The sequence below is a fragment of the Parasphingorhabdus sp. genome (genome assembly GCF_041748495.1).
In the GTDB taxonomy this organism is placed as follows: domain Bacteria; phylum Pseudomonadota; class Alphaproteobacteria; order Sphingomonadales; family Sphingomonadaceae; genus Parasphingorhabdus.
Genome location: NZ_JBGTDD010000146.1, coordinates 33248 through 58381, shown reverse-complemented (window position 1 = coordinate 58381; position 25134 = coordinate 33248). Strand labels below are relative to the sequence as shown.

Annotated in this window: 22 protein-coding genes; 9 read left to right on the top strand and 13 right to left on the bottom strand. The window is 58.2% G+C overall.

Going from position 1 to position 25134, the window contains the following annotated elements:
• Positions 1-81: 81 nt before the first annotated feature.
• Entirely contained in the window at positions 82-1302 is a 1221-nt protein-coding gene (hemA, locus tag ACEW8J_RS13060; protein ID WP_373492080.1) for a 5-aminolevulinate synthase, read from the top strand.
• A gap of 376 nt (positions 1303-1678) precedes the next feature.
• Here hemA and ACEW8J_RS13055 read toward each other — a convergent pair whose 3' ends face one another.
• Positions 1679-2662 carry a threonine/serine dehydratase gene (locus tag ACEW8J_RS13055; protein ID WP_373492079.1) on the bottom strand — a complete coding sequence of 328 codons (984 nt, stop codon included), beginning with the start codon at positions 2660-2662 and terminating at the stop codon, positions 1679-1681.
• Positions 2663-2715: 53 nt separating this feature from the next.
• Here ACEW8J_RS13055 and ACEW8J_RS13050 point away from each other — a divergent pair, with 53 nt between their 5' ends.
• The 5 genes from ACEW8J_RS13050 to ACEW8J_RS13030 all read left to right on the top strand — a co-directional run bounded on the left by ACEW8J_RS13050 (position 2716) and on the right by ACEW8J_RS13030 (position 7409).
• Positions 2716-3933 (top strand): saccharopine dehydrogenase C-terminal domain-containing protein, encoded by a 1218-nt coding sequence (locus ACEW8J_RS13050; RefSeq protein ID WP_373492124.1) that lies wholly within the window; start codon positions 2716-2718, stop codon positions 3931-3933.
• Position 3934: 1 nt separating this feature from the next.
• Positions 3935-5104 (top strand): carboxynorspermidine decarboxylase, encoded by a 1170-nt coding sequence (locus tag ACEW8J_RS13045; RefSeq protein ID WP_373492078.1) that lies wholly within the window; start codon positions 3935-3937, stop codon positions 5102-5104.
• Positions 5105-5250: 146 nt separating this feature from the next.
• A complete protein-coding gene (locus ACEW8J_RS13040; protein WP_373492077.1) occupies positions 5251-6450 on the top strand; it encodes a type III PLP-dependent enzyme in 1200 nt (399 codons plus the stop codon).
• A 74-nt stretch (positions 6451-6524) separates the two neighbouring features.
• Positions 6525-6953, top strand: coding sequence for an MAPEG family protein (locus ACEW8J_RS13035; protein WP_373492076.1), 429 nt, complete (start codon positions 6525-6527; stop codon positions 6951-6953).
• A 27-nt stretch (positions 6954-6980) separates the two neighbouring features.
• Positions 6981-7409 carry an MAPEG family protein gene (locus ACEW8J_RS13030; RefSeq protein WP_373492075.1) on the top strand — a complete coding sequence of 143 codons (429 nt, stop codon included), beginning with the start codon at positions 6981-6983 and terminating at the stop codon, positions 7407-7409.
• Positions 7410-7438: 29 nt separating this feature from the next.
• Here the strand turns inward: ACEW8J_RS13030 and ACEW8J_RS13025 are convergent, their stop codons facing one another.
• The 8 genes from ACEW8J_RS13025 to ACEW8J_RS12990 are packed head-to-tail and all read right to left on the bottom strand — an operon-like array spanning position 7439 to position 17147.
• A complete protein-coding gene (locus tag ACEW8J_RS13025) occupies positions 7439-8656 on the bottom strand; it encodes a class I SAM-dependent RNA methyltransferase (protein ID WP_373492074.1) in 1218 nt (405 codons plus the stop codon).
• Positions 8647-10029, bottom strand: a complete 1383-nt coding sequence (locus ACEW8J_RS13020; RefSeq protein WP_373492073.1) for an NAD(P)H-hydrate dehydratase — start codon at positions 10027-10029, stop codon at positions 8647-8649. Before ACEW8J_RS13020 ends, ACEW8J_RS13025 begins: the two co-directional genes overlap by 10 nt.
• 29 nt (positions 10030-10058) lie before the next feature.
• Positions 10059-10496 (bottom strand): hypothetical protein, encoded by a 438-nt coding sequence (locus ACEW8J_RS13015; RefSeq protein ID WP_373492072.1) that lies wholly within the window; start codon positions 10494-10496, stop codon positions 10059-10061.
• On the bottom strand, positions 10483-12204 hold the full coding sequence (gene ilvD, locus ACEW8J_RS13010) for a dihydroxy-acid dehydratase (RefSeq protein ID WP_373492071.1): 1722 nt from the start codon (positions 12202-12204) through the stop codon (positions 10483-10485). Before ilvD ends, ACEW8J_RS13015 begins: the two co-directional genes overlap by 14 nt.
• Positions 12205-12255: 51 nt before the next feature.
• Complete coding sequence (locus tag ACEW8J_RS13005; protein ID WP_373492070.1) at positions 12256-12984, bottom strand: N-formylglutamate amidohydrolase; 729 nt, start codon at positions 12982-12984, stop codon at positions 12256-12258.
• Positions 12981-13835, bottom strand: a complete 855-nt coding sequence (locus ACEW8J_RS13000) for a 4-(cytidine 5'-diphospho)-2-C-methyl-D-erythritol kinase (RefSeq protein WP_373492069.1) — start codon at positions 13833-13835, stop codon at positions 12981-12983. Before ACEW8J_RS13000 ends, ACEW8J_RS13005 begins: the two co-directional genes overlap by 4 nt.
• Complete coding sequence (locus tag ACEW8J_RS12995; RefSeq protein WP_373492068.1) at positions 13835-15454, bottom strand: tetratricopeptide repeat protein; 1620 nt, start codon at positions 15452-15454, stop codon at positions 13835-13837. Before ACEW8J_RS12995 ends, ACEW8J_RS13000 begins: the two co-directional genes overlap by 1 nt.
• Before the next feature lie 37 nt (positions 15455-15491).
• Positions 15492-17147, bottom strand: a complete 1656-nt coding sequence (locus tag ACEW8J_RS12990) for an electron transfer flavoprotein-ubiquinone oxidoreductase (RefSeq protein WP_373492067.1) — start codon at positions 17145-17147, stop codon at positions 15492-15494.
• 173 nt (positions 17148-17320) lie between these two features.
• Here ACEW8J_RS12990 and ACEW8J_RS12985 point away from each other — a divergent pair, with 173 nt between their 5' ends.
• Both ACEW8J_RS12985 and ACEW8J_RS12980 read left to right on the top strand, forming a co-directional pair.
• On the top strand, positions 17321-18052 hold the full coding sequence (locus ACEW8J_RS12985) for a uracil-DNA glycosylase family protein (protein WP_373492066.1): 732 nt from the start codon (positions 17321-17323) through the stop codon (positions 18050-18052).
• Positions 18049-19791: a transglycosylase SLT domain-containing protein gene (locus ACEW8J_RS12980; RefSeq protein WP_373492065.1), complete on the top strand. Its 1743-nt coding sequence runs from the start codon at positions 18049-18051 to the stop codon at positions 19789-19791. Before ACEW8J_RS12985 ends, ACEW8J_RS12980 begins: the two co-directional genes overlap by 4 nt.
• A 63-nt stretch (positions 19792-19854) precedes the next feature.
• Here the strand turns inward: ACEW8J_RS12980 and ahcY are convergent, their stop codons facing one another.
• Both ahcY and ACEW8J_RS12970 read right to left on the bottom strand, forming a co-directional pair.
• Complete coding sequence (ahcY, locus tag ACEW8J_RS12975; RefSeq protein ID WP_373492064.1) at positions 19855-21267, bottom strand: adenosylhomocysteinase; 1413 nt, start codon at positions 21265-21267, stop codon at positions 19855-19857.
• 158 nt (positions 21268-21425) lie between these two features.
• Positions 21426-21986, bottom strand: coding sequence for a YqgE/AlgH family protein (locus ACEW8J_RS12970; protein WP_373492063.1), 561 nt, complete (start codon positions 21984-21986; stop codon positions 21426-21428).
• Positions 21987-22140: 154 nt separating this feature from the next.
• On the opposite strand from ACEW8J_RS12970, the gene ACEW8J_RS12965 reads away from it, so the two are divergent.
• Positions 22141-22617, top strand: a complete 477-nt coding sequence (locus ACEW8J_RS12965) for a peroxiredoxin (RefSeq protein WP_373492062.1) — start codon at positions 22141-22143, stop codon at positions 22615-22617.
• A 5-nt stretch (positions 22618-22622) separates the two neighbouring features.
• On the opposite strand, the gene ACEW8J_RS12960 is transcribed toward ACEW8J_RS12965, so the two are convergent.
• Positions 22623-23243: an energy transducer TonB gene (locus ACEW8J_RS12960; protein WP_373492061.1), complete on the bottom strand. Its 621-nt coding sequence runs from the start codon at positions 23241-23243 to the stop codon at positions 22623-22625.
• A 7-nt stretch (positions 23244-23250) separates the two neighbouring features.
• Positions 23251-25089: a M2 family metallopeptidase gene (locus ACEW8J_RS12955; protein ID WP_373492060.1), complete on the bottom strand. Its 1839-nt coding sequence runs from the start codon at positions 25087-25089 to the stop codon at positions 23251-23253.
• Positions 25090-25134 lie beyond the last annotated feature (45 nt).

Genomic DNA, 25134 nt, shown 5'->3' with positions numbered 1-25134 from the left:
CTGGAAATTATGGAAAAAGGCCGCTAAGAGCCCTTTCAAGAAGACCGCAAGAACAGATTTGACGCAGGATTTGGTGACATAGTGGACTACGACAAGATTTTTTCACAGGCGATTGACCGGCTGCATGCCGAGGGACGCTATCGGGTCTTTATTGACATTTTACGGAACAAGGGTTCGTTCCCCAATGCCCGATGTTTCGCGCATCATAACGGACCGCAACCGGTCACCGTCTGGTGCTCGAACGACTATCTGGCAATGGGGCAGCATCCCGACGTGATCGAGGCGATGGAAGAGGCGCTGCACGATGTCGGCGCCGGTTCCGGCGGCACGCGCAATATCGGCGGCAACACCCATTATCATATCCAGCTGGAGCGGGAACTGGCCGACTGGCACGGCAAGTCCGGTGCCTTGCTGTTCACCTCCGGCTATGTTTCGAACGAAGCGACGCTGTCCACGCTGACCAAGATATTGCCGGGCTGCATCATTTATTCCGACGAACTGAACCACGCGTCGATGATTGCCGGCATCAAGAACAGTGGCTGCGAAAAGCGGGTTTTCCGGCACAATGATCTGGAACATCTCGAAGAATTGCTGGCCGCCGAAGATCCGGAAGTGCCGAAGCTGATCGCTTTTGAAAGCATCTATTCGATGGATGGCGATATCGCACCGCTGCACGCGATCTGCGATCTCGCCGACAAATATAATGCGCTGACCTATTGCGATGAAGTGCATGCTGTCGGCATGTATGGCAAACGCGGTGGCGGCATTTCCGAACGGGACGACGCCGCCCACAGGATCACCATCGTTGAGGGCACATTGGCCAAGGCTGTGGGCGTGATGGGCGGCTATATCGCGGCCGACCAGAAAATCGTCGACGTAATCCGCTCCTATGCGCCGGGCTTCATCTTCACCACCAGCCTGTCTCCGGTTCTGGTCGCTGGTGCATTGGCCAGTATTCGTCACTTGAAACAGTCGACCGCGGAGCGGGACGGCCAGCAGGCTGCGGCGCAGACGCTCAAGAATCTGTTTGCCACATCAGGTTTGCCGGTGATGGATTCCACCACTCATATTGTTCCCTTGCTGGTTGGCGATCCGATCAAGGCCAAGAAAATCAGCGATATATTGCTCGCCGAATATGGCGTCTATGTGCAGCCGATCAACTATCCGACGGTCCCGCGCGGCAGCGAACGGCTGCGCTTCACGCCAGGCCCGGCGCATAGCGAAGCGATGATGGTTGATCTGACCAAGGCGCTGGTGGAAATCTGGAGCCGGATGGACATGGAACTGGCGATCGCTGCCTAATTTCCGAGATGCACTCGTCCCTATGCGCGGCAGATTATCGCCAAAGTTGGTGAAAGTTGGGGCCAATGACGGGTTTTCAGCGACCGCTGCCCAACCCTCTTGCAGTTCGCGACTGCTTTACACCAACCCGCGTTTTTAAATTCTGTGACTTTTGCCCCAAAGCCGCGCATTCCCTGCTGTTTTCGATCTTCCGCACCGCGCCGAGCGTGACCTTTCGGCCGATTATGACAATCCCAGCGATTTTGCCGCTGTTTTGCCGCTGCGCACGATTACATTATAATTTATCCAAACTGTCAAAGAGCCTGACCTGAACTTACCGAGGGTCGACCGGAGACGATATCCGATCGGGGTCGGTGTAGGAAAGGAGAATCAGGCTCTAATCACCAGCAATGATTCTCGCAAACAGCTGATTGTCGACATTGCCACCGGACAGGGTGATGGCGGTGTGATCGGTCAGCGATATCTTGCCGGCCAATATCGCAGCCAAGGCGACGGCGCCACCCGGTTCCACCACCAGACGCAGTTTTGAAAACGCAACGCGCATGGCGTGATGGACTTCGTCCTGCGAAACGGACAGGCCGAGAGCATGGCGGCCCTGCAAGATATCAAAGGTGATCGGCGAAACGCGGAGTGTCTGCAGCGCGTCGCATTCGGTCGCCGGAGGATTGTCGCCCACGGGAACAATGGTGCCGGCCTCAAGCGATTTTTTCATATCGTCCCAGCCTTCCGGCTCAACCACCACGATATCCGCATCAGGATTGGCGAGAGCAGAACCGCTGGCCAGACCGCCACCGCCGCAGCAGGCGACAATCTGGTCGGGTTCGGAGCCGGTCAGGGCCAGCATCTGCTCGCGCATCTCGAGACCGCAGCTGCCCTGCCCCTCGACAATCCACGGATCATCGAAGCTGGGCACCACCACCGCCCCGGTTTTGGCGGCAAGGTCGGCGGCCAGCTGTTCGCGCGATCCGTTCATCCGGTCGTAGGTGACGACGTCCGCGCCGAGCGCCCTGGTATTATCCAGTTTGGCCCGGGGGGCATCCTCCGGCATGATGATTGTTGCCGGGATGCCCAGTCGGCGAGCCGCCCAGGCAACGCCCTGCGCGTGATTGCCGCTGGAAAAGGCGACGACACCGCGCGGACGCTGGTCCTCGGAAAGATCGGTGAGCCGGTGCCATCCGCCGCGAATCTTGAACGCGCCGATCGGTTGCAGACATTCCGCCTTGCACCAGATGGTGGTGCCGTCGATTTCGAGCGGCAGCAGCGGCGTCAGGGGCAAGATAGCGGCGATTTTCTTGGCCGCCCGCTCCACGCCCGCCAAGGTTGGTTGCCGGTCAGGGTCCATCAGGTATTGCTCTGTCATGGTCACTCCCTATATGCGGGACTCACATTTCTCCAGCATTTAGAGTGAAAAATATGGGCAAGATATTGGTGATCGGCGCAGGCGGCGTCAGTTCGGTGGCGGTGCACAAAATGGCGCAGTTGATAGCAACAGGTGATGGGCCTTTTACCGAGATTTTATTGGCTAGCCGAACGCTGCCGAAATGCGAAGCCATCGCCGATTCGGTGAAGCAGCGGACCGGCGTCGCTATCGCGACCACGCAGATTGACGCCGATGACGTGCCAGCACTGACCGGATTGATCCAGCAGGCAAAGCCGGATCTGGTGGTCAATCTGGCGCTGCCCTATCAGGACCTGCCGATCATGGATGCCTGCCTGGCGACCAAGACCGACTATCTCGACACCGCCAATTACGAACCGCGCGACGAAGCGAAGTTCGAATATAAATGGCAGTGGGATTATCAGGACCGGTTCAACGATGCCGGGATCATGGCGCTACTGGGATCGGGATTTGACCCCGGCGTGACCAGCGTGTTCACCTGCTGGCTGAAGAAGCATCATTTCGACCGGATCGACACGCTCGATATCCTCGACTGCAACGGCGGCGATCACGGCCAGCATTTTGCCACCAATTTCAATCCCGAGATCAATATCCGGGAAGTCACGGCCAATTCGCGGCATTGGGAAAATGGCCAATGGGTCGAGGGACCACCGCTGACCCAGAAGCAGGAATTTGATTTCGAGGCGGTTGGCCCGAAGAACATGTACCTGATGTATCACGAGGAAATCGAGTCGCTGAAGACGCATCTCCCCGAAATCCAGCGGATCCGTTTCTGGATGACCTTTGGCGATGCCTATCTGACCCATCTGGAAGTGTTGCAGAATGTCGGCATGACCCGGATCGATCCGGTGATGTACGAAGGCCGCGAGATCATTCCCTTGCAGTTCCTGAAGGCCGTGCTCCCCGAACCGGCCAGTCTCGGCGAGACGACCAAGGGCAATACCAATATCGGCGTGATCGCGACCGGCATGAAGGACGGCGTCCAGAAGACGCTCTACGTCAAGAATATCTGCAGCCATGAAGCGGCCTATGAGGAAACCGGCAATCAGGGTGTCAGCTATACCACCGGTGTGCCGGCGATGATCGGCGCAGCGCTGATGCTGTCCGGCCAGTGGCAGGGCAAGGGCGTCTTCAACATGGAAGAATTTGATCCCGACCCATTCATGGACATGCTGAACCAGCATGGTCTGCCCTGGACGCTGGTAGAGCTGGAAGCACCTTTGGCTTTCTGAAATGGAGACCAAGGCAGGCGATCCTGGCGCTTTTGCGCATTTTGATTTGGGCCGGGTACCCTCGCCAGCCTTTGTCGTGGATGAGGTTGCAGTCCGCCGGAATCTCGCGATTCTGGCCGATATCAAACAGCGCTCCGGGGCGAAAATCCTGCTGGCCCTGAAAGCCTTTTCGATGTGGTCACTGGCACCGCTGATCGATGAATATCTCGATGGCTATTGCGCGTCGGGCCTGTGGGAAGCGCGACTGGCGAAAGAGCATTTCAAGGGTCCGATCAGTAGCTATTCTCCGGCCTATAAGGCCGATGACCTGGCCGAGCTATGCGGGCTATCGCGGCATATGATCTTCAACAATCCGGAGCAGATTGAACGATGGATAGATTTTTTAAATCAGCATGTTAAAGAGCATATCTTAGATATTGGCTTAAGAATAAACCCGGAAATTGCGCTGGGTGAAACCGAAAAATATGACCCCAGCCAGCCACATAGCCGGCTGGGCTTTCCGGTCAGCCAGTTGCAGCCCGATCATTTCCGGCATTTGTCCGGCATCCATTTTCACAATTTGTGCGAACAGGGCTTTGATGCGCTGGCGCAGACCTGGGGCAAGGTCGAGCCCGTGCTTGCGCCGCATTTCGGCAGTCTGAAATGGATCAATCTGGGTGGCGGCCATCATATCACCCGCGATGATTATGATCGCGATGCGCTGGTCGGCTTTCTGTCGGAACTGAAAGCCAGAACCGGCTGCGATATCTATCTGGAACCTGGCGAAGCGGTGGCGCTGGACGCCGGAATCCTCGTCGGCGAAATTCTCGATGTCTTCGACAATGATATGCCGGTGGGTATCACGGACATCTCTGCCACCTGCCATATGCCCGACGTAATCGAAGCGCCCTATCGCCCGGCCATGCTGGGCGAGGGCAGCGCAGGCACGGCTGTCCGTCTCGGCGGGCCAAGCTGTCTCGCCGGCGATATTATCGGCGACTATATTCTGCCTGAAGCCGCGCATATTGGTCAGCGGATCGCCTTTCTCGATCAGGCGCATTATTCGATGGTCAAGACCAATACATTCAACGGCGTTCCCCTGCCCTCGATCTGGTTGTGGAACAGCGAAAGTGACGCGCTAAAATGTGTGAAAAGCTTCGACTGGACCGCATTTCAGGACCGGTTGAGCTAGGGAATTGATCTTTTCAAATATTTCTCGCACCACAAGCCTTTACAGAACCGCAAAGCAATCATATATCCGCGCCTTGCTGCCCCATGGCCGCTTGCGAATCCGCAAGGCAGCTCAATCGATCTTAGCCTATAAGGGGGTCCCTTGAGTTGCACATCTACCATGAAGCCGAGGAGCTCACCAACGCTCTAAGCCCGGATATTCCTGTCCTGTTGAATCGTCCGCATGCCGCTCGTCGTGCTGCGCGCTATTTCGTCGATCAGTTTCCCGGAAAATCACTATATGCGGTGAAGGCGAATCCCTCGCCGGCCTTGCTGCAATTGCTATGGGAAGAAGGCGTCACCCATTTTGACGTGGCTTCGATCGACGAAGTGCGTCTGGTGCGCGCGGCCTTGCCCGAGGCGACGCTCTGCTACATGAACCCGGTCAAGCAACTGGCATCGATCCGCGAAGCCTATCGCGACCATGGCGTGCGGATTTTTTCCCTCGACAGCCTGGAAGAGCTGGAAAAAATCGAACTGGGAACAGAACAGGCGGAAGATCTGACCCTGTGCGTCCGGATTAGGGTCGCCTCGGAATTTGCCGAAATCAGCCTCGCTTCGAAATTCGGCATCGAGGTCGATGAATCGGCAGAATTGCTGCAGCGCACCCGGCAGCTTGCCGACAGTCTCGGCATCTGCTTCCATGTCGGTAGCCAGGCGATGACACCGCTGGCTTTCGTCCACGCGCTGGAACGGGTGCGCTCGGCGATTGTCGGTGCGTCGGTTACCGTCGACATTGTCAATGTCGGTGGCGGCTTTCCGTCGATCTACCCCGATCTGGAACCGGTATCGCTCAACCATTATTTTACGGCAATCGACCGCACGTTCGAGGATCTGCCGATCAGCTATTCGGCCGAACTGTGGTGCGAACCGGGCCGAGCTCTGTCAGCCGAATATAGCTCGCTGGTGGTCAAGGTGGAGCGCCGCCGCGGCACCGAACTCTATATCAATGACGGGGCCTATGGCACGCTGTTCGATGCCGCCCATATCGGATGGCGCTTTCCGGTTCGCCAGATTGGCGCCGATCCGGAGAATGGCACGACCACCGGATTCAGCTTCTATGGTCCCACCTGCGACGACATGGATTTCATGGCCGGGCCGTTCAACCTGCCCGACAGCATCAAGGCCGGCGACTATATCGAGATCGGCATGCTTGGCGCTTATGGTTCGGCGATGCGGACGAAGTTCAATGGCTATGGCAGTAGCGAGGAATATGATGTCGCAGACGAACCGATGGCCAGCCTGTATGTCGGGGACAATCTCGACCGGTCGGACCGCGACAATGTGGTATCCTTTCCCCGCATTTGAACCGCCATTAGCTTGCAATTGACAATCGGATGTAGTTGACGCACTTTCCTCTCAATTTGGGGGAGAGAGAAATCATGGATATTGCCATTCTGGCACCGGCGGCAGTGCTGGTGTTCTGGTCGCTGATCATGCTGTTCTGGATGGCGGGAACACGGCTACCCGCTGCCAAGAAAATGGGCATCGACATTGGCGCAAAGCCCGGCGGGCGCGGACCGGACATCGATCCGCAATTGCCCGACAATGTAGCCTGGAAGTCCCACAATTACACCCATTTGATGGAGCAGCCGACGCTCTTTTACGCCACCGTCATGATCCTTGCGATCGCGGATGCGGGCCATGGCCTCAACCTCTATCTGGCCTGGGGCTATGCGATCATCCGCATCATCCACAGCATCTGGCAGGCGACCGTCAATCTGGTCAATGTCCGCTTTCTGCTGTTTCTGGCATCAACCCTGTGCCTGTTGATCATGGCGATCAATGCCTTGTGGGTGACGCTTTTCTAGAAAATCATAACGAGGGGGAATGAATAGATGGAAAATGGCTCGTTGCTGCAACCCATGGTTGCGCTGATCCTGTGGACGATGCTGATCTGGCTGTGGATGTATGCCACCCGCATTCCGGCGATGAACAAGGCCAAGATCGATACCGCCAATCTGGTCGGTGGCACGGGCGGCAATCTGGATGCGCTGCTGCCCCCGGAAGTCCAGTGGAAGGCGCATAATTATAACCATTTGCTGGCCGAACCGACGCTTTTTTACGCGATTTGTGTCGTTTTGATCCTCGCTGACCAAGAATATGGTCTGAACCTGACCCTTGCCTGGATCTATGTCGTCCTGCGCGTCCTGCACAGCATCATCCAGATCACCAGCAACCGGGTGATCTACCGCTTCTCGCTATTTGCCTTGTCGAGCCTGTGCATCATTGCCCTGGCCGTCCACGCGGCCATTGCGGTATTCTGACGGTCAGGCAGCGGGCGCCATCGGGAGAGTCATGAGCGGCTGAAGCTGGACACCATCTCGACATGGGTCGACCAGAGGAACTGGCCGACTGGCCAGACCTCACGAAGCCGGTATCCGGCATCGCACAGCTGCTTGGCGTCCCGGGCAAAGCTGGCCGGGTTGCAGCTGATATAGCAGATTTTCGCGACATCGGATTGCGCCAGCTGGATGATCTGCTCGCGCGCACCGGCGCGGGGCGGATCGAGAATCACGGCATCAAAGCGGTTCAGCTCCTCGGCGCTGAGCGGGCGGCGGAACAGATCGCGATGCTCGCAGAAGATCTGGCGGGGGGAATGGTTCGCCGCCATCTTCAGCGCGCCAATCGTATCGCGCGCGCCTTCCGCGGCATAGACTTTCTGATCCTCGGCGAGTGCCAGGGTGAAAGTGCCCAGCCCGGCGAACAGATCGGCGACCAGACGGGCGTCGCCGACGGCTTCTAGCATCGCCGCTATCAGCACCCGCTGGCCCTCGCGGGTCGGTTGCAGGAACGCGCTGTGCGGGAAGCTGACCGCGGTGCCGCCCAGCGTGACGGTGACCGGCTCCGGTTCCCACTGGGTTTCCGGGCCATAGCCGCCATCGACGGACAGGCGTGCCAGACCGTTGGCCTTGGCAAAGGCAGAGAGCGCTTCGCGCTGCTCCAGTCCCTCGGGCTCATAATTGCTGATCAGCAGGTCGATGCCCTGGTCAACCAGAGTCATTTCGATATTCATGTCATGTTTGCGGCGGGAAGCATTTTTGAGAAACTGGCGCAGCGGCGCGATCAGGTTGAACAATTCCGGCGCCATGATCTCGCATTGTTTCAGATCGACGATCCGATGGCTGCCGGCCCCGCTGAAGCCGAGCTTGAACTGATCGCCGAGCTTGGTGGCACGCAAGCTGGCGCGGATCCGGGTTTTCGGTGCCGAGATTTGAGGCAGGTGCAGCGTTTCTGCGGCCAGTCCCTGCCCTTCCAGCGCGTAAGCCACGCGGTCGGTGAGAAACTGGCTGTAGCTCTGCGCGTCAAGATGTTGCAGGCTGCAGCCGCCGCAGGCCTGAAAATGCTGGCACGGGGCATCGACATGATGCGGGCCCCGGATCAGGCCGCCCTCCTCATTGAGCCGGTCCAGCGGCGCGGAAAAAGCGATATGACGGCCATCCGCAGTGACGCCATCGCCCTTGGCGGCCACACGGAGGATCAGGTCGGGATCGGGAGATGCGGTCATAGACATTCCTGCAAGGTGGCGGGGAGCTGGTTGATCAGCATTTCCGGCGTGAAAGCCGGACCGGCCAATATCGCGGCGCGGCTATGCAGCCATTGCCCTTCGCACGCCGCCTTATAGCCACTCAGGCCCGTTGCCAAGCGACTTGCGATGATCCCGGCCAGTACGTCTCCGGTTCCCGCCGTCGACAGCCAGGCGCTGGACGAGTCCGAAATGGAAGCGGCGCCGCCGGGGTGAACGATGATCGTATCCGGGCCCTTGAGCAGAATGGTGCATCCCGACTGCCCGGCCAGTTTGCGGCTATCCTCCAGCTTGTGGTGGAGATCGCCCGGCATCAGCGCCGCAAATTCACCGGCATGCGGCGTAGCTATGGTTTCGGCGGTGCGTGCCTTCACCATCGTCGCAAATTGCGTTCCGGCGACTATCAGCGCGTCGGCATCGAGCAGCAGCGGCTTGTCGACGGTTAGCGCGGCGTTGAGCAATTCCATCGCTTGATCATCGCGGCCCAGACCGGGGCCAATGACGATCGCAGAGATCCGGCTGTCGACCAGTTTTTGCTGCAGATCACCGCTGTCGTTCACCGTCTCGATGACGATGCTGGGGTGCGGAGCGGTGAACCCCGGACGGGCGAATATCTTGACATAGCCGGCACCCGATTGCTGGGCCGCCAGCGCCGTCAGTTGCGCGGCGCCGGTCATGGCGCCCGCCACCACGGCAACGAGACCGCGGCTATATTTATGGTCTTCCGGCGATGGAGCGGAAATTCGGGGCTGGGGTAATATTTCGAACCTGCTGTCCGCTGAGATCCCGATATCTATTCCGACCAGCTTGCCCATTTTCGATCGAGCGGGTTCGAGGAAATGGGCAGGTTTGAAGGCGCCCAGCGCAATGGTCATCTGAAATCCGGGACCATCATTGAGGCACAGGCCGTGATCGGATTCGATACCGCTGGGCAGATCGATCGCCACGCGCCGTTTTGCGCCGGCAGACAGATGGCTGAAATGGCCGAACCAGTCTTCGCCAATGGCGCGCGTCAATCCGGTGCCGAACAGACAGTCGACAAATTGCGGAGCGGGCTCCGCATCGGCCAGTGGAAGCGTTTTGCCGCGCCACAGAGATTTTGCATGGCTCGCTGCCTCCGTTTTCGGATCGAGCGGCGCCGCCACCCGGACATCGACACCCTTCTCGAGCAGCCATTGGGCGATCACATAGCCGTCGCCGCCATTATTACCCGGGCCGCAGAGGACCAAAGTCGGCATGTCGGCAGCAATCCGCCAGATCATTTGTGCCGCGCCCTGCCCGGCCCGGCGCATCAATTGCTCGACCGATACGCCCTGGTCGATCAAATCCTGTTCCGCCTGCTGCATCTCAGCGGCGGTCAATATCTTTCCGTGATTGAGCACTTGTGCCTCTAGTTTCCGGCTTGCGCCGGGTCTTCGCTTGCAGAGGGCGCCGGTCCCGCTGCCGCGTCGGCCTTGATCTGCGCGGGCAGCAGATATTTGTCGGGACCGACACTGACCAGAATCTTGCCGTCTTGCACGATCGATATCTTCGCCTGGTCAAAGCCATCGGCGGCTTCCAGGCCGCGACCGTCGGTCAGCACGTTGAACCGGCGAAATCCGCCATCGGGATGCCGGATGACCATCGTGACACCGCCTTCTCCGCTCAACCGCTCGGTCGAACAGTCCCGACTAAAATCGCTGGCGCCATCAATGGCGCATTCGATTTTCCCGTCTTCGCCCGCCTGCTCCGCTGCCCGCTGTTCCGCCTCCGCCAGCACGGCATTGTCCGGCCGGTTTTCACAGGCGGTCAGCAACAGGGTCAGACCGACAAGACTAGATATCCGCATATACATTTTTTTCGGCCTTGGCTCCGGGGTGGGTGACCGCCCCCTGATAGGCCGGTCCGACATTTTGCGCATAGCGCCACAATGCCCCTGAACCATAATCGGTTTCGCGTCGTGTAAATTTTTTCCGACGCTCTGCCATGATGCTCTCCTCGACCTCGAGATCGATGACGCCGGCGATCGCATCGATATTGATGATGTCGCCTTCTTCGATCAGGCCGATGGGGCCGCCGTCAGCCGCTTCCGGTCCAATATGACCGATACAGAACCCGCGGGTTCCGCCAGAAAAACGACCATCGGTGATCAGCGCCACTTTCTCGCCCATGCCCTGTCCGTAAAGCGCAGCGGTCGTGGCGAGCATTTCGCGCATGCCGGGACCACCTTTCGGCCCTTCGTTGCGAATCACGATGACCGCGCCTTCCTTGATCTGCCGCTTTTCGACGGCGACATAGGCATCTTCCTCGCACTCGAAGACCTGCGCCGGACCGCGGAATTGCAGTCGGGCCATGCCGGCCACTTTCACAATTGCGCCCTCCGGTGCCAGCGACCCCCTGAGGCCGACAACGCCGCCGGTCGGGGTAATCGCGTGCTGGACATCATAGATGACCTTCTGGTCCGGGTTCCAGGTGATTTCCTCGATATTCTCGCCGAGCGTCTTGCCGGTCACGGTGATGCAGTCGCCCTTGATCAGGCCGTTGTCCATCATCGTCTTCATCAGCATGTAGACGCCGCCCGCTTCGTGCATGTCCTTGGCGACATATTTGCCGCCCGGCTTCAGATCCGCCAGATAGGGCGTGGTCTTGAAAATCTCGGCGACATCGAACAGGTCGAAATCGATACCGGCTTCGTTCGCCATCGCCGGCAAATGCAGGGCGGCGTTGGTTGATCCGCCAGTGGCTGCTACCACCCGGGCGGCGTTGATGAAGGCGTCCCTGGTGCAGATATCGCGCGGCCGCAAATTGATTTCGATCAGGTTCATGATCTGACGGCCCGCCGCCCGCGCCATCTCATCGCGCGTTTCATAGGGGGCCGGCGCCATATTGCTGTTCGGCAAGGAGAGACCAATGGCTTCGGCAACACAGGCCATGGTATTGGCGGTAAACTGGCCGCCGCAGGCTCCGTGGCCCGGACAGGCGACTTTTTCCAGCTCGATCAGTTCCTGCAGCGGGCAATTGCCCGCGCTATGCTGGCCCACCGCTTCAAACACGTCGACCACCGTCACGTCCTGACCATGAAAGCGGCCGGGCAGTATCGAACCGCCATAGACAAAGATCGACGGGACATTGAGGCGCAACATCGCCATCATCATTCCGGGCAGGCTCTTATCGCATCCGGCATAGCCAATGACCGCATCATAGCAGTGACCGCGGACGCTCAGTTCCACGCTATCGGCAATGACTTCGCGGGACACCAGCGAGGCTTTCATGCCCTGATGGCCCATGGCGATGCCATCGGTGACGGTGATGGTGTTGAATCGGCGCGGGGTGCCGCCCGCTTCGATCACGCCTTCGCGCGCGATATCCGCCTGGCCATCGAGCAAAGTGTTGCACGGCGCGCTGTCATTGCCGGCGGAAGCGATGCCGACGAAGGGTTTCGCGATATCCTCTTCGGTCATCCCCATCGCATAATAATAGCTGCGCTGGGGCGCGCGTTCGGGTCCTACACTGACGTGGCGGCTCGGCAAGCGGGACTTGTCAAATCTTTGGCTCATTCTGTCTTCCCATATCGCGATTTCCAGAACGCCCTTCCAAAACTTGACGCGTTAAGCAAGAGCCGTTCGTATTTTATCGCAAATACGCAATAAAATATCGGCAAAGCGGCGCTGGCCGGCTGGCTCCATGATCAGGTCCTGTCGCAATTCCACCCCGAAATAGGGCTGGCCTATGGCTTCGCACTGACGGTTCATGGTCGCATTCAGTTCCTTGCCCGAATAGGGCAGCTGATCGCCGACGTTCAACAACCCTTCGGCGTCAAGAAACTGGAGCGCGAAACGCGAGGCGATTGCATATTGATTATATAATATTCCGATATCCCACGGACGCTCGAGTTGCGGATTGGTGCGGAGTGTCGGCGTGAAACTGTGGAGCGAGAGTACCAGCGCTGGCTTCAGATCGGAGACCAGCTCACGAACCCGGTCGTGATAAGGCGTGAAATGACGGTCCAGCCTGGCTTGCCGTTCTGTTGCCGAAATATCGTTGCCCGGGATTTCCACACCGTCGCTGCGCTTCGGGATCAGCGAATCCTCATCGGGATAACGATTGAGGTCGACAACGAGCCGGGAAACTGTGCCGAGTATCGCAAGATAGCCGCTATTTTCCGTCATCAGCCGAGCGATTGCGGCCGTGCCCGGGTCATAAGCGATATGATCTTCGAGATATTGCGGTGGAATTCCCAGATCAACGTCTTGCGGCACGTGATTGGACGCATGGTCCGCGACGATGAGCACGCCGCCTTCCGAGGGAAGACCGGTAATTTCAAAAGCCTCCGTCATCGGAATTTCCCCTTCATCGTCCAAATTTCGCCCAATGTTTCGCGGCAGTGCTGCTCGGCCTTTTCGGCCTCTTGCATGGTGTCGAACAGGGCAAAGCAGGTTGCCCCGGATCCGGACATCCGGTTCATGACGGGTCGGCAGTCTTCCAGCGCCTGCAGCACATCTGCCAGTTTCGGCACCAGCGTAACAGCCGGTTGCTGCAGATCGTTTCGGCCATCAAGGGAAACCGGGATGATCGGCCCTGATCCCAATGCGCCGCGATCATTGCCGTCCCAGGCGGCAAACATCTCCGCCGTCGATACCGCAACCAGCGGATTGACGAGCAGCGCCACGCAATCCTGCAGATCGTCACCGGCAATGATCTCCAGATCCTGACCGATACCGGTGCCCCGGCAGGTCTGACTGGCGACACAGGCGGGAACATCGGCTCCGAGCGGTCTTGCAATCTCGGCGAGTCTGGCGATGGAATGGTCCAGACCCCAGAAACCGTTGAGCAGCCGCAGGGCTGCTGCGGCATCCGCCGATCCACCGCCAATCCCGGAGGCCACCGGCAGGCGCTTGTCAAGATGAAGACGGGCACCGGGGGATATATTCGATTGTTCGGCCAACAGCTTGGCGGCCTGCATCACCAGATTATCGCTATTGCTCAAACCTGCAGCGAATGGCCCGCTGATATTGAGTTCCAGACTGTCGCCCGGTTCAACCGATACCCGGTCACCCTGATCAAGAAAGGCGAATATCGTTTCGATCCGGTGGTAGCCATCGGGCAGTCGCTGGCGGACATGGAGCGCCAGATTAATTTTCGCATAGGCTGTTTCCCGGTCGGGCACGCCCGAAACTGGACTGGGCATCAGGGTGATATGAGTTCGGGCAGGAGGCCGATGTCTATTTTCCTGGCCAGACGCTGCAGATCGTCGCCCTCGGCAAATAATTTTGCCGATTTCCAAGCATAGCGCGCTTCAGATTGCCGGCCCACCGTCCAATAGGCGTCGCCGAGATGCTCGTTAATCGTCGGATCCTGGGGCTCGCCTTCGAGCGCGCTTTCCAGATAGGTGACGGCCCGCTCATGCTCACCGGTGATGAAATAGGCCCAGCCGAGCGAATCGGTAATTGCCGGAGAATTTGAACGCAGTTCATGCGCGCGCTTGATCGCCGCCACGGCTTCTTCCTGATTTTCTCGCCGTTCGAGCTGGGCATAGCCGAGATAGTTGAGAATCGTCGGCGAATCGGGAAGCAGTTCATTGGCTTTTTGCAGAGACTGCAGACCGTCGGGCCAGATTCCGGCCTGCTCCTGGGCACCGCCCAATGCCAGCCAGTAATTGGCAAGCAGGATATCGGACTTCTCCAGTTTCTCACCCAGTGCGATGGCGGATTCAAAAGCGGTGGCCGCTGCTGTATGATCGCCCTGCATCTGCAAGGCCTGACCCTTCAATATATATGTTTCAGGGCTTTCCGGATTGGCCGCCAGCGCCGTGTCCAGTCGACCGATGGCCTGTTCGAACTGGCGCTCAGCCGCGAGGCTGGCGATCTGCGAACTCAGCCCGAGCAGATAATAAGGGCTTTCGACTGCAATTTTGCCAAATTCGGTGACCGCAAGCGCGTGGTTGCCGGCCACTGCAAAGACGCGTCCCAGGGCCAGATGGGCATGATCCGACTGGGGAGCGACCCGGGTAGCCGCCAGTGCCATGACCTGGGACAGCAGTTCGGCCTGCTGCAATATCAGATCGCCAGACAAGCGCTCAAACAGGAAGCCCAGACCGATGGCGGGCGTCACCTTTTCGGCCACGCCCTTTTTCTGCCCGGCTGCGATCTTCTGCAACAAACGCTGTTCCGGTCCCGAGGACCGCATTTTCAGGATTTCCATGGCCTGTGCCGGTTCATTCCTCGCCCAGAAATGGCGGGCGGCGATAACGCGTACCGGTGCCATGCGGGCTTCGTTGCGTTCGACGACCGGAGCGAGCAGAGCAAGCGCTTCGCTTTCGCGCCGGGCTGCCAGTCCGTTCAATATCAGTTGCTCTTCCAGATAATATTTGCCGGCATTGCTGGATTGCGCCTGGACGAGCGAAGCGGTGGCACTACGGCCGCTTGCGCTGTCCAGCCAGGCTTCCAGAAACGGCGTGAGGAAGGCAAAATTGCCGAGGGCCTCGAGTTCGACGATCGCCAGTCGGGCGCCGCTCCAGTCGCGCTGCGCGAACGCCTCGGCATAAGGCAATAGCGGCATCTCGGGACTGGCCGTGCCGCTTTTCTGCAGCGTACGGACGGCCTTTACCGCGAGATCAAAATCACCGACTTCTATGGCGCTGGCATAGGCTTTGCCGGCGAGCAGTTCATTGTCCGGCTGCTCTTTCAGAGTCTCGGCATAGATGGTCGCAGCCGACTGCAACTGGTTGGTGGATTGCGCCAGCCGGGCTTCCACGAACCGGTTCAGGGCAGACGTACTGTCCCCGCGGCTGGCCAGAGCCGGTGACATGGCATGCCCGGCCAGGACAAGGGCAGATAAAGCGAGACTACATATTCGGATAATTGGGACCTCCGCCGCCTTCCGGAACAACCCAATTGATGTTCTGGAGCGGATCCTTGATATCACAGGTTTTGCAGTGAACGCAATTTTGCGCGTTGATCTGGAATTTCGGATTGCCTGCCTCATCCTCGATAAACTCGTACACACCCGCGGGGCAATAGCGCGCCGACGGTCCGGCATAGACCGGAAGATTGACATTGACCGGGATGGACGGGTCCTTCAGCTGCAGATGCACCGGCTGGTCTTCCGCATGATTGGTGTTGGACAGGAAGACCGATGACAGGCGGTCGAAACTGATCACGCCATCCGGCTTGGGATAGGTGATGGGGTGACAATGTTCCGCCCGTTTCAGCCGCGACCAGTCGGGATGCAATTTCATCGTGAACGGCAATTTTATCCTCAGATGCTCCGCCCACATGAAAATGCCGGACAAGATTGTTCCGAGGAAATCACCATATTTCTCGACCGCCGGCAGGACGTTGCGGACCACCCGCAATTCTTCCCGGACCCAGCTATTCTCATAGGCAGCAGCATAAGCGGTAAGCTCGTCGCTGGACCGTTCGGCGACAATCGCTTCATAGGCAGATTCTGCGGCCATCATGCCGGTCTTCATCGCGGTGTGCGTGCCCTTGATCCGGGGTACGTTCACGAAACCGGCCGAACATCCGATCAGCGCGCCGCCCGGGAAATAGAGTTTCGGCACGGCCTGGAAACCGCCGTCGTTGATGGCACGGGCGCCGTAGGATACGCGCTTGCCGCCTTCCAATATCTTGCGAATTTCCGGATGCTGCTTCCATTGCTGCATTTCCTCGAAGGGCGAGAGATAGGGGTTCTCATAGTTCAGCCAGGTGACGAAACCGAGCGCGACCTGATTGTCGGCCTGATGATAGAGGAAGCCGCCACCATTGGCGCCCTCGCTCAGCGGCCAGCCCTGCGAGTGGATGACCCGGCCCGGCTTGTGCTTGGCGGGATCGATATCCCACAATTCCTTGACGCCGAGACCATAGATCTGGGGCTGGCTGTCTGCGGTGAGGGCATAGCGGCTTTTCAGGATCTTGGTCAGATGGCCATGCGCGCCTTCGGCAAAAAAAGTATATTTGGCATGCAGTTCGAGGCCAGGCTCATAATCCGGCTTGTGGCTGCCATCACGCGCGACGCCCATATCGCCGGTGGCGACGCCCTTGACCGAGCCGTCGTCATTGTACAATATTTCGGCGGCGGCAAAGCCGGGGAATATCTCGACCCCCATGTTCTCGGCGCGTTCTCCGAGCCAGCGGCACAGGTTGCCGAGCGAGCCGGTGTAGGTGCCCTTGTTGTGCATGAACGAGGGTGTGAAGAGATGGGGAATCGAAAATTTCTTCTTCTTCGTGAGAATCCAGTGATGATTTTCGGTCACGGGTGTGCGTGCCAGCGGACAATCCTCGTCCCGCCATGCCGGGATCAGTTCGTCGAGTGCCTTGGGATCAATGACTGCACCAGACAGGATATGGGCGCCGATTTCGGAGCCTTTCTCCAATACGCAGACGGAGAGCTCCTTGCCGGCCTCATCCGCCAGCTGCTTGAATCTTATCGCTGCACTGAGACCGGCGGGACCGCCCCCGACGATCACCAGATCATATGGCATTGACTCTCGTTCACTCATGTCGCTTTTCCTACAATTCTTGCTTTTGATCGTTCGTAATTTCGTTCTGTCGTAAACCTCAACCCGCTGGGCAGAAACCTGCTTTCCCGCCAATTGACCTATTCGTCAACTCATGACTCTATGCATTTATGAATTTATTCTCCCCGGCAACGGCAAATCCATCGGCAGAGTCGATGATCTACAGCTTGCAGAACTGGTGGTCGCTGGCTGGTGTCGATCTGGATTATACCGATCAACCGTCAGCGCTGCTGGCCGAGGAACAGGTCATTGCGGCAAAGGTTGCGGCACCCGCTGCGGCCGCTAAGGCCCCCGCGCCAGCAGCGGACAGCGCACCGGTCCGGGACGAAGTGTTACCACCGGTGCATGCGGATTTCCTGGCGTGGTTGGCTAGCGATGAAAATCTGGTCGAAGCGGGCTGGTCTAAGACAAGAGTGCAGCCGCAGGGTGTTTTGGATCCCGAGGTGATGGTGATTTCCGCGCTTCCGGAAAAAAGCCGCCAGGGCGATGTGCAGCTGTTCAACCCTGACAACCAGAAGTTGCTCGAGAAGATGTTGTCCGCGATCGGGTGCGATTCGGGACAATCCTATCTGACCAATATTGCGATATCCCTGCCCGTCGACGGCCGGATCGATGAAATATATTGGCCCGGGCTGAAAAACCGACTCTTGCACCATATCGGGCTGGTCCGCCCCAAGCGGGTGATCTGCTTTGGCGATCTCGCCGCGAAAATCCTGTTTGGCAAAGATTTGCTGACCGCACGCAAAAATAAACAGTTTATTAACCATGGTGCATCCAAAACAGAGGCGATCGTGACATTCCATCCGCGGATCCTGATCGAGCGGCCATTGTTCAAGGCCGAAGCCTGGAAGGATTTGCAAATGCTGACAAGGATTTCTGCCCCGTGAAACTGAAATTTGCACTGACCGCCACTCTTCTTGCTTCCGTCGCAGCACCCGCATGGGCCGATGATGGAGCGATCCTCTACAATAGCGCGTCGATCGCGAAGGATGTACCCTCGCAGCTGCAGCAACGCCAATCCGAACATTATCGCGCGCTGTTTTCGGCGATGGGTGCCAACCAGTGGGACGTCGCCAAGAATCTGATGGATAGCGCGCCAATCGGTCCGCTCAAATCGATCGCCCAGGCGGAATTTTTTCTCGCGGCCAATAGCCCGCGGGCCGAACTTGGCCCCTTGCTGGTCCTGGTGAACGAAGCGCCGCAGATACCGCAGGCAGCCCAATTGGGCCGACTGGCCGAGAAGCGGGGTGCGCAATTGCTGCCGGCGCTGCCGCAGCGGCGCAATCTGTCGTGGGTTCCCGGTTCGCCGATCCGCTCCAAACCGAAGGATGTGAATAGCGACAGCGCCGTCAACGGCGTGCGCGGCCAGATCATCGATTTCATCAAGAATGACAATCCGCAAGGGGCCGAGCAACTGCTCAACGCCCATGCGATGCAGATGACATCGGAAGGGCGTACCGAGCTGGAACAGCGTGTTGCCTGGTCCTATTATATCGAGAATGACGACGCCTCTGCCCTGCGTCTGGCGCGGCAGGCGCAAAATGGCGCGGGCGAATGGGTCGGTCACGCCGACTGGGTCGCAGGCTTGTCCGCATGGCGCCTGAATGATTGCCAGTCCGCCAGCACCGCATTTGAAAAAGTCGGGCGATCGGCCGCCAATGCCGATCTGAAAGCCTCCGGACTCTACTGGAGTGCGCGTGCCGATCTCAGATGCGGTCAGCCGGAGCGGGTTCAGGGAAAATTACAGGCTGCCGCACGTATTGGTGACAGTTTCTACGGGATGCTGGCCGCCCAGACCCTGGGAATGGAACCCGTCAAGTCGGCAACCGCCCAAATATTCGAAAAGTCGGACTGGCGGACGCTCGAACGGCATGAAAATGTCCGGGCCGCAATCGCCCTGGTCGAGATCGGCCAGGAGCATCTGGCGGATCAGGTGTTGCGGCATCAGGCCACCATTGGTGAAGACAATGATCACCCGGCCCTGATCAAACTCGCTCGGGATCTGGATTTGCCACGAACCCAGCTGTGGCTCGCCCATAATGCGCCGCGAGGCCTGCTGCCCGATGCCCAGGCCCGTTTTCCGGCACCGAAATGGAAACCGGATGGCGGTTGGCGAGTCGATCCCGCGCTGATCTATGCGCATACATTGCAGGAATCCGCCTTTCGCAGCCAGGTCGTCAGCCCGGCCAATGCGATCGGACTGATGCAGGTGCGGCCGGGAACGGCCGGAGATATCGCCAGGGCCAATGGCATGCGTTTCAACGAAGCCGATCTGTACCGGCCTTCAACCAATCTGGAATATGGTCAGTCCTATCTCGAATACCTCGGGAAATCATCGATCACCGGGGGCAAGCTGCCCAAGATCGCGGCCGCCTATAATGCCGGGCCGGGTGCGGTTCAGCGCTGGAACAGCGAAATCAAGGACAATGATGATCCGTTGCTGTTCATGGAAAGCATTCCCTATGTCGAGACGCGCGGTTATGTCTCGATCATCCTGCGCAACTACTGGATGTACGAGCAGCAGGCCGGCATTCAGTCCGTCAGCGCTCGTGCGTTATCGCAAAATCTGTGGCCGCAATTTCCGGGCAATCCGGATGGACGGAAAACACAGTTCACTTCCCGCTGAATGTAAAAAGCCGGGCAATGCTTTGCGCACTGCCCGGCTTTCCAATTCAGAATATCTGATCACCTAATAGCGATAATGGTCCGGTTTGAACGGGCCTTCCTTCGGGACACCAATATAATCGGCCTGTTCCTGGCTGAGCTTGTCCAGTTTCACGCCCAGTTTCGCCAGATGGAGTTCGGCGACTTTTTCGTCGAGATGTTTGGGCAGAACATAGACATCATTTTCATACTGATCGGGACGGAGCCACAATTCAATCTGCGCCAGCACCTGGTTGGTGAAGCTTGCCGACATCACAAAACTTGGGTGACCGGTGGCGCAGCCCAGGTTGACGAGACGGCCCTGGGCCAGAATGATAAGCTTTTTCCCATCCGGGAATTTCACTTCATCAACCTGCGGCTTGATTTCGGTCCATTGCATGTTCTTGAGGGCGCTGATCTGGATCTCGCTGTCAAAGTGACCGATGTTGCAGACAATCGCACGATCCTTCATCGCCCGCATATGATCGACGGTAATCACGTCCTTGTTGCCGGTCGTGGTCACGAAAATATCGGCCCTTTTCGTGGCTTCGTCCATGGTTACGACTTCAAAGCCTTCCATTGCCGCCTGGAGTGCACAAATCGGGTCGATTTCGGTAACCAGCACGCGGGCGCCGCCGTTGCGGAGCGACTGGGCAGAACCCTTGCCGACATCGCCGAAACCGGCGACCACTGCGACCTTGCCTGCCAGCATCACGTCGGTTGCGCGACGGATCGCGTCGACCAGCGATTCCTTGCAGCCATAGAGATTGTCAAACTTGGACTTGGTGACGCTGTCGTTGACGTTGATGGCGGGGAAAGGCAGCTTGCCGATCTTGGCCAGTTCATAAAGGCGATGCACACCGGTGGTGGTTTCTTCCGAAACGCCCTTGATCGATTCAACGGTCCGGGTCAGGTAACCAGGGCGCTCCTTCAAAAAGCGGGTCAGTGTGGCGACAAAAACTTCTTCTTCTTCATTTTCCGGCTTGAACAATTCTTCACCCGCTTCAACCCGGGCACCCCAAAGAGCGAACATGGTGGCATCGCCGCCATCATCGAGAATCAGGTTGCAGGTCTGGTCCGTACCCCAGTCAAAGATGCGCTCAACATAAGACCAATATTCTTCCAGTGTTTCACCCTTGATGGCAAAAACCGGGGTGCCACCAGCGGCAATCGCCGCTGCGGCATGATCCTGGGTCGAGAAAATGTTGCAGGACGCCCAGCGGACCTCTGCGCCCAGTTCGATCAAGGTTTCGATCAGCACGGCGGTCTGGATGGTCATATGAAGCGAACCGGTAATGCGCGCGCCTTTCAGGGGCTGCTCCTTGCCGAATTCCTCCCGAAGCGCCATCAAGCCGGGCATTTCGGTTTCAGCTATTTCGATCTCCCTGCGCCCATAGTCGGCGAGGCTGATATCTTTGACAAAAAAGTCCTGGGTTGCGGTATCCGCTGCGGTGGCCACTTGCTGTCTCCTTGGAAAAACGAAATGCCGCACGGGCGATCCGGTGCGGCAATATTCGCTTTCAATAGCGGCTTGCAGCCTCGGAAGCAAATATAAAGATGTCTTTATATTTGAAATTTTATGAGTCTGCCGAGCCGCAGGCCGTAACAATCAAAGGATCAGGCGCTGCCAAATCCGCTCGACAGCTTCGTCGGATCGATACCCAGGTCCTGCCATGCCATCAGCCATTTGTCGCCGGACTCGGTCTCGTACAGCCAGTCGGGAGACCCCTCTGCAATGGTCCAGCCATTCTGGGTCAGTTCGCTTTCCAGCTGACCGGCTCCCCAGCCGGAATAGCCGAGCGCGATAATCCATTTTTCCGGCCCACGTCCCTGCGCAATGGCACCGAGCATTTCGACCGAGCTGCTGAGCCCCCAGCAATTGCCAACCTGGAGCGTATCCAGCATATTGATGTCGAGACTGTGCAGGATGAATCCGCGCTGCGTTTCCACCGGGCCGCCGAGAAACACCGCGCGGTCTGGCACTGCGCCCGAGTCGATGTCAAATTGCTGCAATATATCGTGAAAACCGATGCCCTGGACCGGCTCACCGATATTGATACCCAACGCGCCATTTTCGTCGTGCGAACAGAGCGCCACCACCGATCGCGCAAAGCGGGGGTCGGCCATCCCGGGCGTGGCAAGAAGAAATTGTCCGGAGAAGAAAATATTGTCGTCCATTGACGCCAGCATAGCGAAGCAAAGATTAACTGCCCATGGCAAAATTTGGCAGGCGACGGCTTTGCTGCGCTGCTGGCTTGCAATTTCATCTGCCCGTCACCACTATCTCCTACAGCGGCACAGATTCTCAGCCCGATCAAACCAGGAGCAAGACATGATTAGCAAAGGCGACAAAATTCCCGACGTAAAACTGGTCAAGGCGACCGCAGACGGTCCGCAACAAATCAGCTCGAGCGAATATTTTGCCGGCAAGAAGGTCGCGCTCTTTTCCGTTCCCGGCGCGTTTACGCCAACCTGCTCGGCCAAGCATCTGCCCGGCTATGTCGAAAAAGCAGCCGATCTGAAGGCCAAGGGCGTCGACGAGATCGCCTGCACCGCGGTCAATGACGCCTTTGTCATGGGCGCGTGGAATGACGCCGCCGGTTCCGAAGATGTCACCATGCTGGCGGACGGCAACGGCGAATTTGCCGAAGCGGTTGGCCTGACCATGGACGGCTCAGGCTTTGGCCTTGGCAAGCGCGGCCAGCGTTTCTCGATGATCGTCAACGACGGCGTTGTCGAAGAGCTCAATGTCGAAGCGGCCGGCGATTTCAAGGTCAGCGCAGCGGAATATATGCTCGACCAGCTTTAAAATCCTTATTGTTTTGGGGGGCCCGATCCGGCTCCCCAGAACATTGCAGTGTAAAAAACCGCTGGGGTGGGTTCGCCGTCCAGCAGCGCAGGTTCGTATTTTCCGCGCTGCATCTGTTTGCAGGTTACCCGATCCAGAGATGCGTATCCACTGGACTGAGCGACCATACAATCGGTCACTTTCCCCTCGATATCAAGAGTCACTTTCACCGAAGTAGTGCCTTGATTTCCCTTGGTCAGGTCCTGTTTCGGGTAAGCCAAGGGATTTATGACTTGCTTGGGATTTTTAAGTTTGGGAGCCGTGAAATTTCCTTCGAATTTCGGAGATTTCCAAACCGAGGTAACAGCGTGCAACGGTTTGTCGGTTTTGTAGAAAGACACAGTGCGGCACGCATGACCATCAGCTATTTCGTCCCCGCTTGACTTAACGACATTGCAAGGTCCGCGGACATAGCCATTGCTAACAAACGCAACCATGGCTTCGGCGCGCGTCGCCTCTCCCGCTGCAACGGGAAAAGACAGCATCGCGTGATCTTCCTCGCTTTGCAGCGCCGATACGGATACCGACCAGACTGCCAAGCCAATTGGCAAGATTAATCGAATTGAGCGTGTCGCAACCCGGTTCATTATAATCTCACCAACCGCAGGATTTGCCTGTATTCTCTTCCTTCAGCCAGTCCATCAGCGGGGCGAAATAGCTGATCATCGCTGATCCGTCCATTTCGCGCGTTCCGGTGAAGGCTTCCAGGGCGTCCGGCCAGGGCTTGGATGCGCCCATTTCCAGCATCGCGTTCAGTTTCGCGCCGACCTGCTCGTTACCGTAGAAGGAACAGCGGTGCAGCGGTCCGGTCCAGCCGGCGGTATCGCAGGCGGCCTTGTAGAACTGGAATTGCAGGATGCGGGCGAGAAAATAGCGCGAATAAGGCGTGTTGCCCGGAATGTGATATTTCGCGCCCGGATCAAAGGCGTCGGCAGGTCGCTCGACCGGCGGCGTGATGCCCTGATATTGCAGCTTCAGGTCATGCCATGCGGAGGTATAATTGTCCGGCTGGATGTCGCCCTTGAACACGCCCCAGCGCCATTTGTCGACGAGCAGACCGAAGGGCAGAAATGCGACCTTGTCCATCGCCTGACGCAGCAGCAGCCCGGTATCCTTGTCGGCGCTGGGCACTTTTTTGGCATCGAGCAAACCGACCTGCACCAGATATTCGGGCGTGATCGACAGCGCGATCATGTCGCCAATCGCTTCATGAAAGCCGTCATTGGCGCCGTCCAGCTGCAGATAGCTCAGCTCGTTATAGGCGCGCTGATAATAATTGTGGCCGAGTTCGTGATGGATGGTAGTGAAATCATCACCATTGACCTTGATGCACATCTTGATCCGGATATCGTCCTTGTTGTCGATATCCCAGGCGCTGGCGTGACAGACGACTTCGCGGTCGGCCGGCTTGGTGAACATTGAACGTTCGTAAAAGCTTTCCGGCAGCGGTTCGAAACCGAGCGAGGAAAAGAAGCCTTCTCCCGCCTTGACCATCTTCATCGCGTCATAATCTTTTGCGACCAGCAGTTCGGTGGTGTCATAGCCGATGTCGCCAGCCCCTGCCGGTGCGACGATATCATAGATATTGCCCCATTCCTGCGCCCACATATTGCCGAGCAGGTCGGCGCGGATCGGACCAGTTTCGGGCTGGACCGCGGCGCCGTATTTTTCGTTGAGCTTGTCGCGCGTGTAACAATGCAGTTCGTCATAGAGCGGCTTGACCTGCGCCCACAGCTTGTCGGTCAGCCTGGCGAAATCGTCGGCGGGCATGTCATAGCCCGAACGCCACATCGCCCCGACATCGGCAAAGCCGAGTTCCTTGGCCCCCTCATTGGCAATCTCGACCATGCGGGCATAGTCATCCTTCATCGGCGCGCCGACATTGCTGTGCCAGCTTTCCCACATTTCGGAGAGCTCCTCGGGGTTGCGGTTGGTGCCCATCGCGGCTTCGATATCCGAGCCGTTGATCTCCTCGCCGTTCAGCGTGCCCTTGCCCTTGCCATAAGCGGAATTGAGCTTGGTCGCGATCTCGTTCAGTTCGGTGGCGGCGCCCTCTGTGGTCGGCGCGGGCAGCACGATGCCGCCGCGCAGCTTGTCGAGCTTGCGCTTGGTTACCGGGTCCAGTCCGGCAACGTCCTTGAACTGCGCGGCATCGATCGCGGCATTGACCGCCATGGTGGTGCCCTGAGCCCCGACCTTGGCAGCCAGCGCATCCGTATCATCGGTGATATAGGTGGAATTGATCCAGTAGGTCCGGGCGGCATCGATCGAAAAATCGAACATCTGCTTTTCGGTTGCTTCGACAAATTCCCGTGCATCTGCGGCGGTCGGATTTTCCGTATTTGCGGGTTTGTCCTGATCGGCCTGGAGCGCATGGGCGGGGGTGGCAAGCGACATCGTGGCAATGGCCAGTAGGGAAGCGGCAATTTTCATTTGGGATCCTCTGTTTTACTGCACTTGGTTGAATTTGAAACTTTC

Bases quoted from the DNA above. Each gene is read 5' to 3' on its own strand.
- ACEW8J_RS13055 (WP_373492079.1), bottom strand. From the start codon at position 2,662: ATGACAGAGCAATACCTGATGGACCCTGACCGGCAACCAACCTTGGCG.
- ACEW8J_RS13050 (WP_373492124.1), top strand. From the start codon at position 2,716: ATGGGCAAGATATTGGTGATCGGCGCAGGCGGCGTCAGTTCGGTGGCG.
- ACEW8J_RS13045 (WP_373492078.1), top strand. From the start codon at position 3,935: ATGGAGACCAAGGCAGGCGATCCTGGCGCTTTTGCGCATTTTGATTTG.
- ACEW8J_RS13035 (WP_373492076.1), top strand. From the start codon at position 6,525: ATGGATATTGCCATTCTGGCACCGGCGGCAGTGCTGGTGTTCTGGTCG.
- ACEW8J_RS13030 (WP_373492075.1), top strand. From the start codon at position 6,981: ATGGAAAATGGCTCGTTGCTGCAACCCATGGTTGCGCTGATCCTGTGG.
- ACEW8J_RS13025 (WP_373492074.1), bottom strand. From the start codon at position 8,656: ATGTCTATGACCGCATCTCCCGATCCCGACCTGATCCTCCGTGTGGCC.
- ACEW8J_RS13015 (WP_373492072.1), bottom strand. From the start codon at position 10,496: ATGCGGATATCTAGTCTTGTCGGTCTGACCCTGTTGCTGACCGCCTGT.
- ilvD (WP_373492071.1), bottom strand. From the start codon at position 12,204: ATGAGCCAAAGATTTGACAAGTCCCGCTTGCCGAGCCGCCACGTCAGT.
- ACEW8J_RS13005 (WP_373492070.1), bottom strand. From the start codon at position 12,984: ATGACGGAGGCTTTTGAAATTACCGGTCTTCCCTCGGAAGGCGGCGTG.
- ACEW8J_RS13000 (WP_373492069.1), bottom strand. From the start codon at position 13,835: ATGCCCAGTCCAGTTTCGGGCGTGCCCGACCGGGAAACAGCCTATGCG.
- ACEW8J_RS12995 (WP_373492068.1), bottom strand. From the start codon at position 15,454: ATGTCACCGGCTCTGGCCAGCCGCGGGGACAGTACGTCTGCCCTGAAC.
- ACEW8J_RS12990 (WP_373492067.1), bottom strand. From the start codon at position 17,147: ATGAGTGAACGAGAGTCAATGCCATATGATCTGGTGATCGTCGGGGGC.
- ACEW8J_RS12985 (WP_373492066.1), top strand. From the start codon at position 17,321: ATGATCTACAGCTTGCAGAACTGGTGGTCGCTGGCTGGTGTCGATCTG.
- ACEW8J_RS12970 (WP_373492063.1), bottom strand. From the start codon at position 21,986: ATGGACGACAATATTTTCTTCTCCGGACAATTTCTTCTTGCCACGCCC.
- ACEW8J_RS12965 (WP_373492062.1), top strand. From the start codon at position 22,141: ATGATTAGCAAAGGCGACAAAATTCCCGACGTAAAACTGGTCAAGGCG.
- ACEW8J_RS12960 (WP_373492061.1), bottom strand. From the start codon at position 23,243: ATGAACCGGGTTGCGACACGCTCAATTCGATTAATCTTGCCAATTGGC.
- ACEW8J_RS12955 (WP_373492060.1), bottom strand. From the start codon at position 25,089: ATGAAAATTGCCGCTTCCCTACTGGCCATTGCCACGATGTCGCTTGCC.